This window comes from Bradyrhizobium stylosanthis, from assembly GCF_001641335.1.
Classification (GTDB): domain Bacteria; phylum Pseudomonadota; class Alphaproteobacteria; order Rhizobiales; family Xanthobacteraceae; genus Bradyrhizobium; species Bradyrhizobium stylosanthis.
Genome location: NZ_LVEM01000002.1, coordinates 211,343 through 230,889, shown reverse-complemented (window position 1 = coordinate 230,889; position 19,547 = coordinate 211,343). Strand labels below are relative to the sequence as shown.

Sequence of the window (19,547 nt, the reverse complement as noted above, 5' to 3'; positions counted from 1 at the left end):
GAGCAGCCACGCAGTGAAGCGGAGCGGCATCATGGACAATCGCGTTCGACTGACCATCGAGAACGGCGTGGCCCATCTCCGGCTGAACCGCCCGGACAAGATGAATGCACTCGATCCCGCAATGTTCGAAGCGATCATCGTTGCAGGCTCGCGGCTCGGCACGTGCAAGGACGTCCGCGCCGTCGTTCTCTCGGGCGAGGGCCGCGCTTTCTGCGCGGGCCTCGATCTCGACCGCCTTCTCGCCACCACGAATGGCGATCCGTTGCTCCCGTCCATCGATCTGACACGCCGGACCCACGGCGTTGCGAACTACGCCCAGCATCTCGTCTGGCTCTGGCGCGAGCTGCCGGTGCCGGTGATTGCAGCGGTGCACGGTGTTGCCTTCGGCGGCGGCTTCCAGCTCGCGCTGGGAGCCGACCTGCGCTATCTCGCGCCGGGAACAAAGCTCGCGATCATCGAGGCCAAATGGGGTCTCGTGCCCGACATGTGCGGCACGCAGCTGATGCGCCATCTCGCGCGCGACGATGTCGTGCGTGAGCTGACCTATTCCGGCCGCGTCTTTTCCGCGGAGCAAGCGCTCGCCTACGGCTTTGCAACGCGCCTCACCGACGATCCCGTGGCGGCGGCGCTCGCCATGGCGCAGGAGATCGCGAGCCGCAGCCCCGATGCCGTCCGCGCGGCCAAGCGCCTGTTGAACCTGGCCGCGACCTCCGACGCCGCGACCGGTCTTGCCGCAGAAACTGCCGAACAGGCGGCGCTGCTTGGCGCGCCCAATCACATCGAGGCCGTCAGAAGCAGCCTCGAGAACCGCGCCCCGCGATGGAGCCCTGCATGAGCGAGCCCGGCGCATTCGACCTGCAGGCACTCAACGCGGTCAACGCCTCCGCCGCGTTCAACCGCGCCATGGGCTTTGACGTGATTGCGGCCGGCAAGGGTGAGGTGACCATCCGCATGAATTGGCGGGACGACCTCACCCAGTATTCCGGTCATCTGCACGCCGGTCTGATCGCGGCCCTGCTCGACACCGCCTGCGGCTTTGCGGCGGCAACGCTCGTAGGCGCGGTCACGGCGTCGCATTTCTCGATGAATTGCCTGAGGCCGGCGGTCGGCCGCTATTTCGTCGCCAGCGGAACGACGCTTCGCGCCGGGCGCAGACAGGTGTTCGCGCGCGCCGAGCTGTTCGCGGCCGATGAGCGGGACGATCTGACTCTCGTTGCGACCGGTGAAACCGTGCTGGTTCCCACCGGCGAGCCGCGCAAGGCCGACGGGAGCTGAGCCATGGCGCTGACACTCGTCACCGGAGGCACGGGACATCTTGGCCGCGATATCGTCGATCGTCTCGTTCGCGCCGGATCTCGCGTCCGCGTTCTTGCGCGCACGCCGGGCGTGCGATCGGATGTCGAATGGGCCCCAGGTGATCTCGCTGCCGGCGCAGGCCTGCAGGATGCGCTGCATGACGTCGACACGGTCATTCATGCGGCGACCTTCTCGCCGATCGCACGGCGCGGCGGCATCCGCCCGATCGACTTCTTCAGATCGCCTTCGGCGGTCGACGTCGAAGGAACGGAGCGGCTGCTGGCATGCGGCGAGAAAGCCGGGGTGCGGCACTTTCTCCATGTCTCGATCGTCGGCCTCGACGAGGCGACCTTGCCCTACGCGCGGGCCAAGCTCGCCGGCGAGCGGCTGGTGCGCGCATCCGCCCTGCCCTGGTCGATCGTTCGCGCGATGCCGTTCTATTATCTGCTCGACAGGCTGCTTGCAGGTCTCTCGTGGCTTCCGGTGTGGCCGGTGCCGACGACGCGGTTCGATCCGGTCGATACGTCCGATGTTGCCGACCACGTCGTGACTTGCGCGTTCGACGGGCAGCGCGGCGTGCGCACGGAGATCGGCGGGCCGGAAGCTCTCGATCTCGTCGCCTTTGCCCGCCAGTATCAGGATGCGAGACGCCTGCATCGAAGGATCCTGCCGATCGATCTTTCGGAGACGAAGGCGCGCGGCATGGGTTTTGTCGTAAGCCAGGGCGTGCGCGGGCATCTCACCTGGACGGATTGGCTGCGGCGCAACTCTCCGGCGGCGTGAAGCGCGGGCTGGCGCAACTGCCAAAGGCTCCCTTCGGCATCCCCTGATCCCGTGAGGCGTAAGGCCGCAGCGGGCGCGTCGCGCACCAAGAGCACTCAGCTTTTGGCTGCGGTTAGAACTTATCTAAACCGCTTCATGCCCGAACGGATTGACTTCATTCCCCCCTTTGCTTCCTTCGGTGCCGCTTCGCGGCTTCGCGCCGCGCTCACGACAGAGGAGGAGACGTTCGTGAAGGTCATTCGTGTTGTTGCCGTTGCACTGACGATCGGGATTGGCATGGGATCGGCGGCCATGGCCGACGGTTTCAAGGACTGCACCAAGCTCGACAAGGCGTCGTGGAAGCCGGCCAGCGAAGCCGAAGCCAAGGCCAAGGCGCTTGGTTACGAAGTGCGCCGTTCGAAGATCGAAGGTTCGTGCTATGAGGTCTACGGCGTCAAGGAAGGCAAGCTGTACGAGCTGTTCTACAGCCCGGAAGATCTCAGCCTGAAGCACACGATCGCCAAGTAAGATCAGGGGTAAGGATCATCCTGGCTTGATCGACGAAGCGGGGACAGCAGCGCGCGGGGCGTCCGACAGGACCCCCGCGGAACGAGCCGTTTCGCGGACGGTCGCGGTCTGGGATCTTCCGCTCCGTCTCTGGCACTGGGCGTTTGCGGCCGGCATTCTCGCTGCCTGGTTCACACCCACGGTCTACGATCGGCTTCACCGCATCGTCGGCTATACGGTGCTTGGGCTGCTCGCCTTCCGCCTGATCTGGGGCTTCTGGGGAAGCCGCTACTCGCGCTTCCGCATGGTCGGCGTCAGGCTGCGGGCCGCGCCACGCTATCTCTGGAATCTGCGCCGCGGCATCACCGGCCGCTATATCGGACTCAATCCCGCCGGCACCTTGATGCTGGTGGCGCTGCTGCTCGCCATCGCCGTCTCCGCGATCACGGGCGCGATGTCGGTCACCGTGACCTTCTTCGGCGTGTGGTGGGTCGAGGATACCCACCATTATTCATCGGACGCGGTCATCGTGCTGGTCGTGCTGCACGTCGTGGGCGTGCTGCTGATGGGGCTTCTCCAGCGCGAGAATCTGATCCGGGCGATGATCACCGGCCGCAAGCGCATCCGCGGTCACCACTAGCCTTTCGTTGTTCCGTTCTCCGCACAGCTCGGGCGCGGTCTTCCGCGCATGCCGGCAAATTGTATTAAGCTGGAGTCGTTAACGGCCTGGTAAGTATGCAATCGGGCGTTGCACAAAATTAACGCGATCAACGTTTAGCGCATCCACCATCGGCACCATTGGCGATGGAGCTATATTGCATGTTCCGCGTTTTCTCCTGTCTTACGGCCGAGCACGATTGGCGGCTGGTTGTGCTCGCAGGTCTGGTCTGCTTCGCCGCAAGCATCGTCGCGGCCAGTATCTTTCACCGTGCGATTGCGACGCGGGCGAGAACGCGGTGGATCTGGATCGCGATCGCCGGCGCGGCCATCGGATACGGAATCTGGGCGACGCATTTCGTCGCGATGCTCGCCTATGAGCCCGGTGTCACGACCGGCTATGGCCTTGTGCTGACCGCGTTCTCGCTTGCGGCAGCCATGCTCCTGACCTCGGTCGGTTTCGGTGTCGCGGTCGGCATGCCTCCCCGGTGGGGCGCGGTGGCCGGCGGCGTCATCATCGGCGGCGGCATCGCCAGCATGCACTATCTGGGGATGTGGGCCCTCGAAGTGCCTGGCCGGGTCACCTGGTCATTGGACCTCGTCATCGTCTCGATCGTTCTCGGCATGTGTCTCGGCTACGCGGCGCTGGCGGTTGCCCTCACCCGGCAGGATTATCGGGGCATGCTGGCGGCGGCAGTCCTGCTCACGCTCGCCACCGTATCGCATCACTTCACCGCCATGGGTGCCGTGCAGATTGTGCCGGATCCGACCCTCGCGACGGATACGATTTCGCTGTCTCCGGCCTTCCTCGCGCTGGCCATCGCCGGCGTCGCGCTGTCCGTGCTGGGGATGAGCCTGATCGGCGTGCTGGCCGATCGCCGTCTGGCAAGCAGAACCGAAAGGTTCGAGGGCATCATCAGCGAGCTTTCGGTCGCCCGGCAGCAGCTCGAAGACTCCCAGCAGGAGCTGCGGGACCAGACGCTCCGGCTGGACACCGCGATCAATCACATGGTCGAAGGCCTTTGCATGTTCGATGCCGAGAAGCGGCTCGTCGTCTGCAACGAGCGCTATGCCCGGCTCTATCGGCTGCCGCCGGAGCTGCTGCGGACGGGAACGTCGCACGCCGACATCATCCGGCATCGTATCGTGGAAGGCATTCTCAAGGGCGATCCCAGCGAGGGCGCCGCCGAGCAGTTCATCTCGAGACTGGCGGCTCTGCCGTTCGACGCGGTCTCGAGCAGGATCGACGAGTTTGCGGACGGCCGGCTGATCTGCGTGACGCGACAGCCGATGGCCGACGGCGGATGGGTGGCCACGCATCTCGATGTCACCGAGCAGCGCCGGTCCGAGGCCAAGATCACCCATATGGCGCAGCATGACGCGCTGACCGATCTGCCGAATCGCGTGCTGCTCAGGGAACGGATGGAGCATGCGATCGCGGTGACGCGCAACGGCGGCCTCGATCTGGCCGTGCTCATGCTCGACCTCGATCGCTTCAAGGAAGTCAACGATACGCTCGGACATCCGTCGGGCGATGCGCTGCTGCGCGCCGTCGCCGAGCGTTTGCGCGGATGCGTCACGGAAACCGCGTTGATCGCGCGACTGGGTGGTGACGAGTTCGCGGTGATCGATTACGTGACCAACCCGGCCGTGGAGGCCGCCGCCCTTGCCGAGGCCATCAGGAAGGCGCTCTGCGAACCCTTCGATCTCGGCGATCACCGGGTCACCGTGGGCACCAGCATCGGCATCGCCATCGCGCCGCGCGACGGCAACGATTCCGACGTGATCCTGAAATGCGCGGATCTCGCCCTCTACTCGGCCAAGAGCGGCGGACGCGGTGCATTCCGCTTCTTCGAGCCCGAGCTCGACGAACTCATGCATGCGCGGCGCAATTTGGAGCGCGACATGCGGGCTGCGCTGGCCGGCCGTCAGTTCGAGCTTCACTACCAGCCTTTCGTCAACGCCGCGACCGGCAAGACCAGCGGCTTCGAGGCTCTGCTGCGCTGGCATCACCCCAAGCGCGGCCTGGTCCTGCCGGGCGAATTCATTCCGCTCGCGGAAGAGACCGGCTTGATCGTGCCGCTGGGAGAATGGGTCCTGCGAACCGCCTGCGCGGAAGCCGCCAAATGGCCCGCCGATGTCAGGATCGCGATCAACCTGTCTCCCGCGCAGTTCAGGAGCAAGGAACTCGTTCCGGTGATCGTCGGCGCGCTGGCGAGTTCAGGGCTTGCGCCGCACAGGCTCGAGCTCGAGGTCACCGAGACGGTGATCATGCACGACAGCGAAGCCGTCTTTGCGGTGCTCGCCCAGCTGCGCGAGCTCGGCGTGCGGATTGCCCTCGACGATTTCGGCACCGGCTATTCATCGCTGAGCTTCTTGCAGAGATTCCCGTTCGACAAGGTCAAGATCGACCGCAGCTTCGTCCACGAATTGTCCTGCGCGTGCCTGGAGGCACGCCATCTCGCGCGAGCCGTGGTCCGTTTCGCAGTCAGCCTCGGCAAGACCACGACCGCCGAAGGCGTCGAATCGAAGGAGCAGCTCGACATCCTCCGCGAAGAGGGCTGTGGGGAAACGCAGGGCTATTATTTCAGCCGGCCGATGCCCGCATCCGACGTCGCCAAACTGCTGCGGCGAGGTTTTGGCGCATCCACCCGCGCGGCGTGAGCCGCCGGATCCTCACTGCAGCGGCGGATCGCCGCTGGTGCGCTTCTTGGCGAGGTCCATCTCGGTGACCGCGATCAAAATCTCCGCGCGCGTCTTCAGGTCGGGCGCCTCAAGCATGGCCTGCTTCTCGGCAGGGCCGTAAGGCGACATCATCGCCAGTGCGTTGACCAGCGCCTCGTTGGGCGCGCTCTCGACGCCTTCCCAGTCCACCTTGAGATTGTTGGCCTTCAGGAAGTCCGCGAGCACCGACAGCAGCGCCTCGCGATCGACCTCGTCCTCGCCCATGCGCGCGGTGAAATCGTCGACGAAGGCGAAGAAATCCACCTTGCATTGCCGGTAGGCGGTGAGCACCTCGAGCTCCTCGACCACCTTGAAGCGGGCGACGCCGGTGAGCTCGAGGATGTAGCGGCCGTCGCCGGATTCGGCGAGCTGGGTGATACGACCGACGCAGCCGACGCGGAACAGCGCCGGCTTGTCGGAATTCTTCGGCGAGTGCGCCACGTCGGGCTGGATCATGCCGATCAGGCGATGGCCGTCGCGCAAGGAATCGTCGACCATGGCGAGGTAGCGCGGCTCGAAGATGTTGAGCGGCATCTGGCCGCGCGGCAGCAGCAGCGCGCCCGGCAGCGGAAACACCGGAATGATCTCGGGGAGGTCGGCGGGTCCGCGATATTCGATGTTGATCGGCATCTGGTCCCCGCTGACTGGCTAGAGCATGATCCGGACCCGAAGGGCCGCGTTAGCGCAAAGAGTGCTGCGGTTTTCCGCCAAGATCATGCTCCAGCAACAAAACGCCTACGAAAACAGGATCGTCGACAGGCGCTTGCGTCCCTCGACCGTTGCATCATCCATGCCGCCCCAGGCCTCGAAGAACTGCACGAGCTGCTTGCGGGCGCCGTCGTCGTTCCACTTGCGGTCGCGCCTGATGATCTCGAGCAGCTGGTCGGTGGCAGCGGCACGGTTGCCCTGCGCGTTGAGCGCGGTGGCAAGGTCGAACCGCGCCTGATGATCGAGCGGGTTTGCGGCGACTTTCTGTTCCAGCTCGGCCACCGGCCCGAGCTGCTGCGCCTGCTCGGCGAGATCGATCGCGGTCTGCACCGCCTTCACCGCGGGATCGTTGCGCTTGGATTCCGGCACCATCGCCAGCGTCTGCTTGGCCTGCTCCATCGCGCCGGAGACGGCGTAGCACTTCGCGAGCCCTGCAAGGGCCGCGATGTTGGTCGAATCATACTGCAGCACTTCCGCGTAGATCTGGGCAGCCGCAGCGGCATCGCCCTCGGCGAGCACCGCCTCGGCCTCTTGCAGGATCTCGGCGATATTCGGCTCGCCCGGCGCAGTCATGCCCTTGGTCAGCTTTTCGATGAAGGCATTGACCTGGCTCTCGGGCACCGCGCCCATGAAGCCGTCGGCCGGCTGGCCGTTGACGAAGGCGATCACGGCCGGGATCGACTGGATGCCCATCTGGCCCGGGATCGCCGGGTGCTGGTCGATGTTCATCTTGACCAGCTTGACCTTGCCCTTGGCGGCCTTGACCGCCTTTTCCAGCACGGGGGTGAGCTGCTTGCAGGGGCCGCACCACTCCGCCCAGAAGTCGATCAGAACCGGCTGGCGCTTCGATTCCTCGATCACGTCCTTCACGAAGGCCTGGGTGGTGGTGTCCTTGATCAGATCGGCCGCAGCCGGGCCCGCCGCTCCGTTACCCTGGTCGATGATCGTCACGGGATCCCCTCGTCTGATGTCTGGAATGGCGGCTCTTTAGCACGTCGCCGATTCATATGCTGTGTTGTCGGCCCCTAAAATTGGGCCGGGACGGCCGAATTTCAATCCGGGGCGGCCGATTCGGCGGTTCCAGGACGTTTTCGGGCGATTTGGTCGCATTCGGGGTCAATATAGGGCCTCAAGAAGCGAATCTATCCCTCCGGTAGCTGTTGCATTCGCCGCCCGCTTTTGGCATACGACAGCCGTTGCCGGCGCGTCACGCGACCGACACAGGATGCGGGTGTAGCTCAGTGGTAGAGCACGACCTTGCCAAGGTCGGGGTCGAGGGTTCGAGCCCCTTCGCCCGCTCCAATTTTTCCCAGAGCATCCAGCCAAACCAGACCGGGCCGCGGTTTTCCGCGCCGGTGGCGGCTGTATGGGGTTTGCGATGACAATTCTGGTTACGGGCAGCGCCGGCCATCTCGGTGAGGCCACCCTGCGGACGCTCCGCGGCCGCGGCTCGCCTGCGCGCGGCATCGATCTCAAGCCTTCGCCCTTCACCGATGCCGTCGGCTCGATCGTCGACCCAGGCTTCGTGCGGGAGCAGATGGACGGCGTCACCGCCTTGATCCACTCAGCGACGCTGCACAAGCCGCATGTGGCGACGCACTCCAAGCAGGACTTCGTCGACACCAACGTCACCGGCACGCTCAATCTGCTCGAGGCGGCGGTGGCCGCCGGCGTGAAGAGCTTCGTCTTCACCAGCACGACCAGCGCGTTCGGCTCGCAGCTTCGCCCCGAAGCCGGGCAGGCCGCGGTGTGGGTCACCGAAGATCTGACGTCGGTGCCGAAGAACATCTATGGCACCACGAAGCTGATGGCGGAGAGTCTGTGCGAGCTGTTCTTCCGCGAGCGCGGCCTTCCGGTCGTTGTGTTGCGGACGTCGCGCTTCTTTCCGGAGGACGATGACGATCCGGCGATGCGGTCGGACTATGCACTGGACAATGCGCAGGCCAACGAGCTGCTCTATCGCCGGCTGGACATCGCGGACGCGGTGAGCGCGCATCTGCTGGCGGTCGAGCGCGCGCCCAAGATCGGCTTTGGGCGCTACATCGTCTCGGCGACGAGCCCGTTCGAGCAACGCCACCTCGCCTCGCTTGCGTTTGATGCGGCCGGTGTCGTGCGCGAGCTCCATCCCGACTGCGAGGCGCTTTATGTGGCGCGCGGCTGGCGCCTGTTTCCGCAGATCGACCGCGTCTATGTCAACGAGCGTGCGCGGCGCGAGCTCGGTTGGCGGCCGGAATTCGACTTTGCCCATGTGCTGCGCAGCCTTCGCGACGGCCGCGATTTCCGCAGCGCGCTGGCGCGCGAGGTCGGCGCGAAAGGCTATCACGATACGCTGTTCGACGACGGTCCCTACCCCGTCGCCCCGTAAGCGCCGCATTCGTCATTTTGCCCGATGCATCAAGTGTCTGCGCGGCGTCACCGGGCGCAAGCCGGCCGGCGCCGCTCTACTGTGCATGGGGTTGTTTTCGAAGTTTTGTTTTGATGCCCTTCGCGCTGCGTGAAAATTGGCCGCGCGCGAAGTTGATTCCGCGCTGCAGCGAGAGCCTTGTTGCCGCCGGCGCGCGCCGAAAGCAAATCAGTCTCAATTTTTACTGAGCGCAATCGCAGCGCTCGCGACTCGCTTCTCACCGCCCGCAGATGTGCTAACCTTTTTGCGTCTGCCTCTCGACAGACTCCGAACTTCGCCTACTCAAACCAGCAAAACAAAGAACGTGCAGCCCTGACGGCTGCCTTAGGGGAGTGACGCGATGACATCGATGTTCCATCGATCCGTGTTGGCGCTTGCAGCGGTTGCCCTTCTTGCCGGGACCAGCGTTGTCAATGCGCAGCAACAGGACAAAAACCGGGCACTGAAGAAATACGAATCCGGCACCAAGGAATTCTGGACCCATCCGCCGGATGACTGGTTCCTCGGCGACGAGACCGAGGCGCAGAAGGGCCTCGCGCCGCCCTCGGGTCCGCCGACCGGCGCGTCGGAGGCCGAGCTGGCGACGATGATGAAGAAGATCAAGCTGCCGCCAGGCTTCAAGATCGAGGTCTATGCGCCCGGCGTTCTCGCCGCGCGGCAGATGGCCTGGGGCAGCAAGGGCACGCTGTTCGTCGGCTCGTTCGGCCTCGGCAACGTCTATGCCATCAAGGACAACAACGGTAAGAAGGAGGTCAAGACCATCCTCAAGGGGCTGAACATGCCCACGGGTCTCGCCGTCAAGGATGGTGCGCTCTATGTCATCGCGGTCGACAAGCTGATCCGCTACGACGACATCGAGAACAAGCTCGACAATCCCGGCGAGGGCAAGGTCGTCTATGACGACATGCCGTCCTATGCTGCGCATGGATGGAAGTACATTGCGGTCGACAAGGACGGCTGGTTCTTCCTGCCGTTCGGCCCGCCCTTCAATGTCGGCATCCCCCCGACCAGCGTGTCGCAGATCCGTCGTGTCGATCCCAAGACCGGCAACGCCGAAATCTGGGCGCTCGGCGTCCGCAATTCGGTCGGCGGCGACGTCGACCCGCGGACCGGCAAGTTCTGGTTCACCGAGAATGCCCGCGACTGGATCAGCGATGATCTGCCCAGCGACAAGCTGAACATGATCAACAAGATCGGCGAGCACTTCGGCTATCCCTATTGTCACCAGGGCAACCTGCCCGACGACAAGTTCGCGATGGGCCACAAATGCTCCGAGTTCACGCCGCCCGTGCTGAACCTCGGCGCACACGTCGCTCCGCTCGGCATGAAGTTCTACACCGGCGACCAATTCCCCGCCGAGTACAAGAACAACATCCTGATCGCCGAGCATGGCTCCTGGAACAGGCACAAGTACCAGGGCGCCCGCATCATGCGCGTGATCGTCGGGCCCGACGGCAAGAACGCCAAGCAGGAGGTGTTCGCCTCCGGCTGGCTCGAAGGCGACCAGGGCTATCTCGGCCGTCCCAACGACATCATCCTCGCCAAGGATGGATCGATCCTCGTTGCCGACGACTGGGCCGGCGCGATCTACCGCATCAGCTACAGCAAGAAGTAGCGTAAGACGAAACGGAGGCTGCGACCGCGCGACGGCCGCAGCCTCTTTCATTTCAACGCCCTCGCTGTCGCTTCCGGATTGCGCGCCAGCGCAAGTCCGGAACCCATGACCCCGGCTCGCGGTTATGGACTCGGGTGTCGTGCTGTGCACGCTCCGGAATGACGCGTTCGACAGATCGGAATCCTCACCATGCGCCGACAGTTTTCTTCGTATGCCATCGGCGCACTCTCGCTCGCGGTGCTCGCATTCGTGCCCGCAAATGCCGCCGACAACGCTGCGATCAAGGAGAAGGCGGCCGTCTGCTCCGGCTGTCACGGCGAGAACGGCATTTCGCAGACGGAGAACATTCCCTCGCTGGCCGGCCAGCCCGATCAGTTCATCCAGTGGCAGCTCGTGTTCTTCCGCGCCGGCTCGCGCAAGAACGACCAGATGCAGCCGATCGTGGAAGAGATCACCAACGAGGACATCCGCAATTTCGGCGCCTATTTCTCGCAGATGACGCCGCCGAAGGCAGCGGAAGACAGCGATCCGGATCTGTCGAAGAAGGGTGCGCAGGTTGCCGTCGGCCGCCGCTGCGCCTCATGCCACACCGACAGCTTCGCCGGCACCAAGGCGGTGGCGCGGCTCGCCGGCCAGCGTGAGGAATATCTCGTCAAGGCGCTGCGCGACTACAAGGCCGGCGTCCGCGTCGGCGGCGGCGTCGCCGCGATGGCCGACGTCGCCTATCACATGAGCGACGAGGAGATCACGGCGGTCTCGCACTATCTGGCGTATTTCAAGTAGCGCGCGGCTGTGGCCGCAAACTCCACTGTCGTCCCGGCGAAGGCCGGGACGACATCGAGTGTTTGGTGGACTACCTACCCCGCCCGCTGCTTCTCATACGCCTTCAGATGCGTGTAGGCGATGCGCAGCTTCGGCACCGGCACCTTGGCGGCATCGGCGCGGGCGATGAGGTCGCCGATGACGTGATCGGCTTCGACCGGCAGGCCGGCCTTGATGTCGCGGAACATCGAGGCGGTCATCGGCGAGCCCTCGGCGGTGATGTTGCCCTTCACCCGCTCGAAGAACGGCCCGCCCGGCGGATAGCCGGAGGCGGTTGCAATGGAGCTGGTCTCATCGAGCATGCCGAGCAGGAAGTCCCGGCCACCGGGCGCGGCGAGGATGTTGCCGACGGAGGTGCGCATCAGGCTGGTGCTTGCGGCGAGCGAGGACAGGAACACCCACTTCTCCCACATGTCCTGCATGATGTTCTGGCTGGCGGTGGCGCCATTGATGCCGCTCTTGAAGGCCTCGTCGATCGCCTTGACGCGATCCGAAAGCTTGCCGTCGCGTTCGCCGTAATTGAGCGACTGCATCGGCTGGAGCTGCACCACCTCGCGCTTCTCGTTCAGCGTCGCGGCGATGGCGCAGAGGCCGCCGAGCACGCGGTCCTTGCCGAACTTGGCATCGAGGATGTCGAGATGCTTCATGCCGTTGAGCATCGGGATGATCGCCGTGTTCGGCCCGACCGCGGGTGCGAATGACTTGATGGCGTCGTCGAGGTCGAACGCCTTGCAGCTCAGCAGCACGACGTCGAATTTGTCCTTGAGCGCGTCGGCCTGAACGGTCGGCGGATTTTTCAAGGTCACGTCGCCGTTCGGGCTCTTGATGACGAGACCGGCGCTCGCCAGCTCGCCGGCGCGCTTGGGGCGGACCAGGAAGGTAACGTCGCGGCCGGCCTGCAACAGCCTGCCACCAAAATAGCCGCCGATGGCGCCGGCGCCGACCACGAGGATACGCATGGGGATGTCCTTGTTGTTTCTTACCGTCGTCCTGGCCTGGTGCGCACTTGCGCACGGGAGCCAGGACCCATTACCCCGAATGCCCGTTGCCGGACAAGTTAGAGCACCAGCTCGCCTACCAACAGCCCGCGGTGGCTATGGGTCCTGGCTCCCGTGCGCAAGTGCGCACTAGGCCAGGACGAGACTACTCGCTTTCAGGGAGATGCGGGATCACTTCTCCAGCACCATCTCCTCGACCTCGCGCAGCTGCTCCTTGCCAAAGAACATCTCGTTGCCGACGAAGAAGGTCGGCGAGCCGAACGCGCCGCGGGCGACCGCCTCCTCGGTGTTCTTGATCAGTGCGGCCTTCACCTCCGGCTCCTGCGCGCGGGCGAACAGCTTCTGCGCATCGAGCCCGGACGACGCCAGCGCCTTCGCCGCAATCTCGGGATCGTCCATCTTTTTCGGCTCGCGCCACATGTGGTGGAAGGCGGCCTCGACGTATTTTTCGAACACGCCTTCGCGCTGTGCCGCGATCGCGGTGCGCATCAGGTTCAGCGTGTTGACCGGGAAATTCGGATTGAAGACATAGGGCTGGACCTTGAAGCGCTTGATGAAGCGCTCGGTCTCGACCTGCTGGAATTCACGCTTGTTCTTGATGCCGGCGAGCGTCTCGGCTGGCGACTTGTTGTTGGTCGATTTGAAGATGCCGCCGAGCAGGATCGGCACGTATTCGAACTTGACGCCGATCCGCTGTTCGATCGCCGGGATCGCCAGATGGCTGAGATAGGCGTTCGGGCTGCCGAAATCGAACAGGAATTGCGGGGCTGTGCGGGTCAAATTCATTCTCCCTGATCTGGCTTTCTAAGCTGACCTTTGCTCCATTGTGGCGCAGGCTGCGCCACAGGTCCATTGTTTAATGATGGTCATAATACTTTGACGGTCAGACCAGACGCCGGATCGCCCGCCTGCGCCACACCAGCAGGTAATACCCCATCTGCAAAACGAACATGGCGCAGAACACGATCGGATAGGCGGCCCACACGCCCTCGAGCCCGATGGTGCGGCTGAGGATGATCGCGGCCGGCAGTTCGATCGCGACGATTGCGAAGATCGACAGCAGCATCGGCGTGAAGGCGACGCCGGCGGCACGCATCGCACCTGAGAACACGGTGGCGAGACCGAACGGCACCGAGCTCCACAGGGCGATATCGAGCAATCGCTTCGCCAGATCGAGCACGGCGCCGTCGGTGATGAAGATGCCGAGCACGGCGCGCGGCGCAAGGTAGATCAGCGCGACAAGCCCGCCGGTCAGGACGATGTTGAACGCAAGACCGGTGCGCACGATGGCGTCGAGCCGCGCCCTGTCGCCGCCGCCGATCGCCTGCGCACCGAGGATCGAGACCGCGATCGAAATCGACATCGCCGTGAACTGCGTATAACCCATCACCTGGTTGACGGCGCCATAGGCCGCGGTGGCGTTCGAGCCGAAGCCGTTGACGAGGCCGAGCAGCACCAGCTCGGCGATCGCCATCACCACCATGCCGATCGCGCTCGGCAATCCGATGCCGAGGATCTTTGCGAGCATCTCGCGATCGAGCCTGAGATGGCGCAGCAAGGCGGCGTCCGGCGCCAGCGCATGCTTCTTCCGCTTGAGATAAGCGGCCAGCGCCATCAGCGTCAGTACGTTGGCGATGGCTGCCGCCCATGCCGGGCTGGTGATGCCGGCGGGCGGCAATCCGAACAGGCCGCGGATCAATATCGGCGTCAGGATCAGGCCGATCGCCGTCGAGAACGCAAGCGCCAGCAGCGGCGTGAGCGCGTCGCCGACGCCGCGGATCATCGCGGTCATCAGCAGGAAGACGAAGCCGAGCGGCATCGTGAGCAGCATGATGCGCGCATAGGCGCCGGCCTGGTCGAGGATGTCAGTGGGTGTCGCGAGCGCCGACATCAATTGCCGGCTGAAGATTCCGCCGGCCAGCGCGACCGAGACCGACAGCAGGAGACCGATTGCGAGCGTGGTCCCCACTACGCTCTTGATCTTGCCGTGCTCGCCCGCGCCAAACGCCTGGCCGATCAGCACGGTCGCGCCGGTGCTCAGGCCCATGACGAAGGCGAACAGGAAGAACATCACCGGGAAGAACGCCGACACCGCGGCGAGGGCGTCGACGCCGATCATCTGGCCGAGATAGACATTGCTGACGGTGCCGAACAGCGATTGCAGCGCATTGCTCAGCATCAACGGTGCCAGGAAGCGGAGGAACGTCGTCCAGAGCGGTTTTGGAGCGGACATGGATTGGCCTTTCATCAGGGCGTGCGAAGCCGTTGCCGCGCAATGCGCGGCTCGGCCGTCGATGGGGTTGAAGAAGAGAGCGCGCCCTTAGGCGCGGTCGCTGTAGGCGAGCTTGACGATGTGGTCGCGGATATCGGCGGGCCAGTCGGCGATCAGTCCGGTGAAGCGGCGCCGGTCATCGGCGAACAGCGCGCGCGAGGCCTCCTCGAACTGCGGCAGATTGCCGGCCATGGTCGACATGAAGTGATAGGCCGCATCGCGCGCCTGCCGCTCGCGGTCCTTGTCGCCGCTCGCGCGCCGTGCCTCGTCGACGAGCTTTCGCAAGGCGACCGAGGCGCCGCCCGGCTGCGCGCCGAGCCACTCCCAATGCCGCGGCAGCAGCGTCACCTCGCGCGCGACCACGCCGAGTTTCGGCCGGCCGCGGCCGCGCGGTTCGCTCGGCGATGCGGCCTCCTCGACCGGGGGCGGGAGAAGCTTCGCCAGGCGCGCCAGCACCTCGCGGTCTCCGCCGCGCAGATCGAAATCGATCGACCGGCCCGTGGCGTCCTCGAAGATGATGATGGGCTCGTCCGGCCGTGACGCCACCCGCTTGACGACCAGCGCGACCTCGCCTGCCGGCCCGGACACCAGGCGCCGCTGGCCCTGGAAGGCGGTGAAAATCTTCTGCATTGGAATCATTGCCATATTTCGTGATGTTGGGCCATTTAATACCCGGGTAAATTCCACGCGTCAATATATCCGGGTGAAAATATCCTTACCGCCCGCTCGACATTGTGTTCCCGGGCTGGCACGAACGGCGCGGCCGATCGACTATGCCTAGCCCCGGGGATCCACGATGCTGACCGTTCACCACCTCAACAACTCCCGCTCGCAGCGCGTGCTGTGGCTGCTCGAAGAGTTGGGCGTGCCCTACGAGATCGTGCGGTATCAGCGTCAGCCCGACATGCGTGCGCCGAAGGAGCTGCGCGCGATCCACCCGCTCGGCAAGTCGCCCGTCATCACCGACAACGGCAACACCATCGCCGAGTCAGGCGCGATCATCGAATATCTCATCGCCACCTACGGCAACGGCCGGCTGATTCCGCCGCCGAACACGCCGGAGCGGCTGCGCTTCACCTACTGGCTGCATTATGCCGAAGGCTCGGCGATGCAGCCGCTGCTGCTGAAGCTGCTGTTCACGCTGATGCCGAAGCGCGCGCCGGCGCTGCTGCGTCCCCTGGTGCGCAAGGTCTGCAATCAGGCGCTGACCGCACTGGTCAATCCGCAGCTCAAGCAGCACATGGACTATTGGGAAGGCGAGCTTGCGAAGAGCGAGTGGTTCGCCGGCAACGAGTTCACCGCCGCCGACATCCAGATGAGCTTCCCGCTGGAAGCAGCACAGGCGCGCGGCGGACTGGAGCAGGGCCATCCCAGGGCGATGGCGTTCCTGGAGCGCATCCATGCGCGGCCGGCCTATGCGCGCGCGCTGGAGAAGGGCGGGCCGTATCAGGTCGGGCGGTAGTTACTTCTTCCCGTCATTCCGGGGCACGCGAAGCGTGAGCCCGGAATCTCGAGATCCTCAGGTGCGCAATTGCGCACCATAGTTCGGCTCTTCGAGCCGCCCCGGGATGACGATAGCGATCAGTCCGCGTGCAACACGCGGCCGCGCGTCTCCGGCAGCGCGAACGCGGCGATGAAGAACACCACGTAGGCCACGACCGCAAAAATCGCGATCGCGTTGGCGAGCGATGTCGACGCCGATAGCGCGCCGACGAGGAACGGAAACAGCGCGCCGATGCCGCGGCCGAAATTGTAGCAGAAGCCCTGGCCCGAACCGCGCAGCCGCGTGGGATAGAGTTCGGTCAGGAACGCGCCGATCCCTGAGAAATAGCCCGAAGCGAAGAAGCCGAGCGGGAATCCAAGCACCCACAGGATCTCGTTGGTGAGCGGAAGCTGCGTGTACAGCAGCACCACCGCCATGGCGCCGATCGAGAAGATCAGGAACAAATTGCGCCGCCCGATCCGGTCGGCGAGCCAGGCACCGACGAGATAGCCGATGAAGGAGCCGATGATCAGCGTCGACAGATAGCCGGTCGAGCCGACGATCGACAGGTGGCGTTCCTTGGTGAGGAATTGCGGCACCCAGAACGTGATGGCGTAGTAGCCGCCCTGGCAGCCTGTCGCCATCAGCGACGCCAGCACGGTGGTCTTCAGGATCGGGCCGGAGAAGATTTCCCAGAGCGCCGGACGATCGCCGCTTGCGGCCTGTTTGGCTCGGGCTTCGGCCGCGACCTCGGGCTCGGTGACGGAGCGGCGGATGTAGAACACCAGCAGCGCCGGCAGCGCGCCGATCACGAACATCCAGCGCCATGCGATTTCCGGCGGCAGCAGCGAGAACAGGATCGCCTGCGACAGCACCGCGAGGCCCCAGCCGACCGCCCAGCCCGACTGCACCGAGCCGACCGCGCGGCCGCGATATTGCGGCCGGATCGCCTCGCCCATCAGCACGGCACCGGCGGCCCATTCGCCGCCGAAGCCGAGGCCGAGCACGGCGCGCGCGATCAGGAGCTGGTCGAAATTCTGTACGACGGCACAGACCAGCGAGAAGAACGAGAACCAGATGATGGTGATCTGCAGCGTCCTGACCCGGCCGATATGGTCGGAGAGGTAGCCGCCGAGCCAGCCGCCGATGGCGGAGGCCAGCAGCGTCACGGTGCCCGCAAGACCTGCCGAGGCGGCATCGACCTTCCACAGCGCGATGATGGTGCCGATCACCAGCGGGTAGATCATGAAGTCCATGCCGTCGAGCGCCCAGCCTGCGGCGCAGGCCCAGAACGTCCGCCGCTCCGGCGCGTTCATGTCGCGATAGAAGGCGAGAAGGCTGGTGTCCTCGATCTCGGCGCGTTCGATGCGCTGGTTCGGATCGGCTGTGGTCATGTGCATTTCCTCGGCAATTTCTTCAAAGCCGCGCGGTGGTAGCATGGGCGCCGGCCGGCGCAAGCAGGCCGGCGCTGTCGTGCCATGCACAGACGGGGCTACTGCCCCGCAGCCTCCGCGCCGCGCGTGCGCGGATCGGGCGCGCCGAGGGGACCGTTCGCCGTCACGAGGATCGAATTGGCGGAGGTCTGTCCCATCGGCTCGACGATGACGTGGTCCATGGCCTTCAGCTCGGACAGGACGTCGCCGGAGAAGCCGCGCTCGACGCGCACCTCGTCCGGCATCCATTGATGGTGCAGCCGCGGCGCGGCCACGGCGGCGGCGACGTCCATCCTGTAGTCGAGGACGTTGACGATCACCTGAAGCACGGTGGAGATGATACGGCTGCCGCCGGGCGAACCGGTGACCAGCACCGGCTTGCCGTCCTTCAGCACGATGGTGGGCGACATCGACGAGAGCGGCCGCTTGCCCGGGCCGGGCAGGTTGGGCTCGAAGCCGACGAGGCCGTAGGCGTTGGAGGCACCGACCGCTGCGGTGAAATCGTCGAGCTCGTTGTTGAGCAGCACGCCGGTGCCTTCGGCGACGAGGCCGACGCCGTAGCTGAAGTTCAGCGTATAGGTGTTGCTGACCGCATTGCCGCGGCTGTCGACGACGGAGAAATGCGTCGTGTTGCTGCCCTCGCGCGGCGCGTCGACGGCGGACACGAGCTGCCGCGATGGCGTGGCGCGATCGATGGCGATGCCCGCGCGCAGCTTTGCGGCGTAGTCCTTCGACGTGAGCGTCTCGATCGGCGCCTTGACGAAAGCGGGATCACCGAGATAGCGCGCGCGATCTGCATAGGCGCGCTTCATGGTCTCGACGAGGAGATGCAGCGATGCGGGCGTTCCCTGCTTCAGGTCGGCGAGCTGGAAGCCCTCGAGGATGTTGAGCGTTTCCACCAGCACCACGCCGCCGGAGGACGGCAGCGGCATCGAGACGATGTCGTAGCCGCGATAGGTGCCGCGCACCGGCGTGCGGATCACCGGCTGATAGGTCTTCAGGTCGTCCGTCGTCATGATGCCGCCGGCATCCGACAGCGCCTTGGCGAGCTTGTCCGCGACCGGGCCCTCGTAGAAGCCGCGCGCGCCCTGTGCGGCGACGGCCGACAGCGTCTCGGCAAGGTCGCTCTGCACCAGCCGATCGCCTTCGCCGAGCGAGCTGCCGTCAGGCCTCGAAAAGATCCTCGCCGAGGACGGCCAGCGTGCGAGGCGCCGGTGCCAGCCCGGCAGGCTGTCGGCGATGTCGTCGCTGACGACGAAGCCGTCGCGGGCGAGTGCGATCGCAGGCTCAAGCAGTTGCGCCAGCGTGAACCGGCCCGAGCCGTATTTCTCCAAGGCCAGCGCCAGGCCGGCGACGGTGCCGGGCACGCCGACGCCGAGCGCGGAATCGCGCGACTTCGCGGCATCGGGCTTGCCATCGGGACCGAGGAAGATCTGCGGCGTGGTCGCGGACGGCGCGGTCTCGCGATAGTCGATCGCGATGTCTTCGTTGCGTTCGGCGGAATGGATCACCATGAAGCCGCCGCCGCCGATATTGCCGGCGCGCGGATAGGTCACCGCCATGGCGAACCCGGTTGCGACCGCGGCATCGACCGCATTGCCGCCACGCCGCAGGATGTCGGCGCCGACCTGCGCGGAGATCTTCTCCTGCGCCACCACCATGCCGTGCTCGGCGGCAACGGCGCGCACCGAATCCAGCGGCGGCGGCATGTAGGCCCGCCGCGCATCCTGTGCGGTTGCGGGCGCAAGTTCAAACGCCAGAGTGGCGAGGAACGCAAAAAAAGTCCGCCGGGTCCAGTTTGACGACATTATCAAGATTCCGCCGTGGCCGCGGGCCAGTTCACACGCCTCTCCTTAATGCTATACC

The 19,547-nt window shown here is 65.2% G+C and carries 18 protein-coding genes and 1 tRNA gene; 11 read left to right on the top strand and 8 right to left on the bottom strand.

Going from position 1 to position 19,547, the window contains the following annotated elements; all coding sequences use genetic code 11:
- Positions 1 to 31: 31 nt before the first annotated feature.
- The 6 genes from A7X65_RS12975 to A7X65_RS12950 all read left to right on the top strand — a co-directional run bounded on the left by A7X65_RS12975 (position 32) and on the right by A7X65_RS12950 (position 5,886).
- Entirely contained in the window at positions 32 to 835 is an 804-nt protein-coding gene (locus A7X65_RS12975; protein ID WP_063685297.1) for a crotonase/enoyl-CoA hydratase family protein, read from the top strand.
- Positions 832 to 1,275 carry a PaaI family thioesterase gene (locus A7X65_RS12970; RefSeq protein WP_063685295.1) on the top strand — a complete coding sequence of 148 codons (444 nt, stop codon included), beginning with the start codon at positions 832 to 834 and terminating at the stop codon, positions 1,273 to 1,275. Before A7X65_RS12975 ends, A7X65_RS12970 begins: the two co-directional genes overlap by 4 nt.
- A 3-nt stretch (positions 1,276 to 1,278) precedes the next feature.
- On the top strand, positions 1,279 to 2,079 hold the full coding sequence (locus A7X65_RS12965) for an SDR family oxidoreductase (protein ID WP_063685293.1): 801 nt from the start codon (positions 1,279 to 1,281) through the stop codon (positions 2,077 to 2,079).
- 228 nt (positions 2,080 to 2,307) lie between these two features.
- Positions 2,308 to 2,586, top strand: coding sequence for a PepSY domain-containing protein (locus tag A7X65_RS12960; protein WP_063687647.1), 279 nt, complete (start codon positions 2,308 to 2,310; stop codon positions 2,584 to 2,586).
- A gap of 25 nt (positions 2,587 to 2,611) precedes the next feature.
- Complete coding sequence (locus tag A7X65_RS12955) at positions 2,612 to 3,205, top strand: cytochrome b/b6 domain-containing protein (RefSeq protein WP_063685291.1); 594 nt, start codon at positions 2,612 to 2,614, stop codon at positions 3,203 to 3,205.
- Positions 3,206 to 3,384: 179 nt separating this feature from the next.
- Positions 3,385 to 5,886 carry an EAL domain-containing protein gene (locus A7X65_RS12950; protein WP_063685289.1) on the top strand — a complete coding sequence of 834 codons (2,502 nt, stop codon included), beginning with the start codon at positions 3,385 to 3,387 and terminating at the stop codon, positions 5,884 to 5,886.
- A 12-nt stretch (positions 5,887 to 5,898) separates the two neighbouring features.
- Here the strand turns inward: A7X65_RS12950 and A7X65_RS12945 are convergent, their stop codons facing one another.
- Both A7X65_RS12945 and trxA read right to left on the bottom strand, forming a co-directional pair.
- Positions 5,899 to 6,576: an LON peptidase substrate-binding domain-containing protein gene (locus tag A7X65_RS12945; protein ID WP_063685287.1), complete on the bottom strand. Its 678-nt coding sequence runs from the start codon at positions 6,574 to 6,576 to the stop codon at positions 5,899 to 5,901.
- 105 nt (positions 6,577 to 6,681) lie between these two features.
- Positions 6,682 to 7,605 (bottom strand): thioredoxin, encoded by a 924-nt coding sequence (gene trxA, locus A7X65_RS12940; RefSeq protein WP_063685285.1) that lies wholly within the window; start codon positions 7,603 to 7,605, stop codon positions 6,682 to 6,684.
- A gap of 276 nt (positions 7,606 to 7,881) precedes the next feature.
- On the opposite strand from trxA, the gene A7X65_RS12935 reads away from it, so the two are divergent.
- From A7X65_RS12935 to A7X65_RS12920, 4 genes are all read left to right on the top strand, one after another.
- A tRNA-Gly gene (locus A7X65_RS12935) sits at positions 7,882 to 7,956 on the top strand.
- A gap of 76 nt (positions 7,957 to 8,032) precedes the next feature.
- Positions 8,033 to 9,019 (top strand): NAD-dependent epimerase/dehydratase family protein, encoded by a 987-nt coding sequence (locus tag A7X65_RS12930; RefSeq protein ID WP_063685283.1) that lies wholly within the window; start codon positions 8,033 to 8,035, stop codon positions 9,017 to 9,019.
- Positions 9,020 to 9,398: 379 nt separating this feature from the next.
- The gene (locus A7X65_RS12925; protein ID WP_063685281.1) at positions 9,399 to 10,673 is read left to right on the top strand and encodes a PQQ-dependent sugar dehydrogenase; all 1,275 of its coding nucleotides are present in this window, start codon (positions 9,399 to 9,401) and stop codon (positions 10,671 to 10,673) included.
- A gap of 189 nt (positions 10,674 to 10,862) precedes the next feature.
- A complete protein-coding gene (locus tag A7X65_RS12920; RefSeq protein WP_063685279.1) occupies positions 10,863 to 11,456 on the top strand; it encodes a c-type cytochrome in 594 nt (197 codons plus the stop codon).
- 74 nt (positions 11,457 to 11,530) lie between these two features.
- Here the strand turns inward: A7X65_RS12920 and panE are convergent, their stop codons facing one another.
- The 4 genes from panE to A7X65_RS12900 all read right to left on the bottom strand — a co-directional run bounded on the left by panE (position 11,531) and on the right by A7X65_RS12900 (position 15,410).
- Complete coding sequence (gene panE / locus A7X65_RS12915) at positions 11,531 to 12,454, bottom strand: 2-dehydropantoate 2-reductase (protein ID WP_063685277.1); 924 nt, start codon at positions 12,452 to 12,454, stop codon at positions 11,531 to 11,533.
- 210 nt (positions 12,455 to 12,664) lie between these two features.
- Complete coding sequence (locus A7X65_RS12910; RefSeq protein ID WP_186467213.1) at positions 12,665 to 13,273, bottom strand: 2-hydroxychromene-2-carboxylate isomerase; 609 nt, start codon at positions 13,271 to 13,273, stop codon at positions 12,665 to 12,667.
- Positions 13,274 to 13,376: 103 nt separating this feature from the next.
- Positions 13,377 to 14,726, bottom strand: coding sequence for an MATE family efflux transporter (locus A7X65_RS12905; protein ID WP_208608609.1), 1,350 nt, complete (start codon positions 14,724 to 14,726; stop codon positions 13,377 to 13,379).
- An 87-nt stretch (positions 14,727 to 14,813) separates the two neighbouring features.
- Positions 14,814 to 15,410, bottom strand: a complete 597-nt coding sequence (locus A7X65_RS12900; protein WP_156527780.1) for a DUF2239 family protein — start codon at positions 15,408 to 15,410, stop codon at positions 14,814 to 14,816.
- Positions 15,411 to 15,561: 151 nt separating this feature from the next.
- Between A7X65_RS12900 and A7X65_RS12895 the strand changes: the two genes are divergently transcribed.
- Positions 15,562 to 16,227: a glutathione S-transferase family protein gene (locus A7X65_RS12895; RefSeq protein WP_018645082.1), complete on the top strand. Its 666-nt coding sequence runs from the start codon at positions 15,562 to 15,564 to the stop codon at positions 16,225 to 16,227.
- A gap of 119 nt (positions 16,228 to 16,346) precedes the next feature.
- On the opposite strand, the gene A7X65_RS12890 is transcribed toward A7X65_RS12895, so the two are convergent.
- Together A7X65_RS12890 and ggt are read right to left on the bottom strand one after the other, a co-directional pair.
- Positions 16,347 to 17,642, bottom strand: a complete 1,296-nt coding sequence (locus A7X65_RS12890) for an MFS transporter (protein WP_063687644.1) — start codon at positions 17,640 to 17,642, stop codon at positions 16,347 to 16,349.
- A 98-nt stretch (positions 17,643 to 17,740) separates the two neighbouring features.
- Positions 17,741 to 19,489, bottom strand: coding sequence for a gamma-glutamyltransferase (gene ggt / locus A7X65_RS12885; RefSeq protein WP_063685268.1), 1,749 nt, complete (start codon positions 19,487 to 19,489; stop codon positions 17,741 to 17,743).
- Positions 19,490 to 19,547: the final 58 nt, after the last annotated feature.

What these genes read in the sequence shown, in the direction of transcription:
- A7X65_RS12905 (WP_208608609.1), bottom strand. Translation starts at nt 14,726, where the DNA reads ATGTCCGCTCCAAAACCGCTCTGGACGACGTTCCTCCGCTTCCTGGCA.
- ggt (WP_063685268.1), bottom strand. Translation starts at nt 19,489, where the DNA reads ATGTCGTCAAACTGGACCCGGCGGACTTTTTTTGCGTTCCTCGCCACT.
- A7X65_RS12930 (WP_063685283.1), top strand. Translation starts at nt 8,033, where the DNA reads ATGACAATTCTGGTTACGGGCAGCGCCGGCCATCTCGGTGAGGCCACC.
- A7X65_RS12950 (WP_063685289.1), top strand. Translation starts at nt 3,385, where the DNA reads ATGTTCCGCGTTTTCTCCTGTCTTACGGCCGAGCACGATTGGCGGCTG.
- A7X65_RS12925 (WP_063685281.1), top strand. Translation starts at nt 9,399, where the DNA reads ATGACATCGATGTTCCATCGATCCGTGTTGGCGCTTGCAGCGGTTGCC.
- A7X65_RS12890 (WP_063687644.1), bottom strand. Translation starts at nt 17,642, where the DNA reads ATGACCACAGCCGATCCGAACCAGCGCATCGAACGCGCCGAGATCGAG.
- A7X65_RS12965 (WP_063685293.1), top strand. Translation starts at nt 1,279, where the DNA reads ATGGCGCTGACACTCGTCACCGGAGGCACGGGACATCTTGGCCGCGAT.
- A7X65_RS12895 (WP_018645082.1), top strand. Translation starts at nt 15,562, where the DNA reads ATGCTGACCGTTCACCACCTCAACAACTCCCGCTCGCAGCGCGTGCTG.
- A7X65_RS12920 (WP_063685279.1), top strand. Translation starts at nt 10,863, where the DNA reads ATGCGCCGACAGTTTTCTTCGTATGCCATCGGCGCACTCTCGCTCGCG.
- A7X65_RS12970 (WP_063685295.1), top strand. Translation starts at nt 832, where the DNA reads ATGAGCGAGCCCGGCGCATTCGACCTGCAGGCACTCAACGCGGTCAAC.
- A7X65_RS12945 (WP_063685287.1), bottom strand. Translation starts at nt 6,576, where the DNA reads ATGCCGATCAACATCGAATATCGCGGACCCGCCGACCTCCCCGAGATC.
- A7X65_RS12900 (WP_156527780.1), bottom strand. Translation starts at nt 15,410, where the DNA reads ATGGCAATGATTCCAATGCAGAAGATTTTCACCGCCTTCCAGGGCCAG.
- panE (WP_063685277.1), bottom strand. Translation starts at nt 12,454, where the DNA reads ATGCGTATCCTCGTGGTCGGCGCCGGCGCCATCGGCGGCTATTTTGGT.
- A7X65_RS12975 (WP_063685297.1), top strand. Translation starts at nt 32, where the DNA reads ATGGACAATCGCGTTCGACTGACCATCGAGAACGGCGTGGCCCATCTC.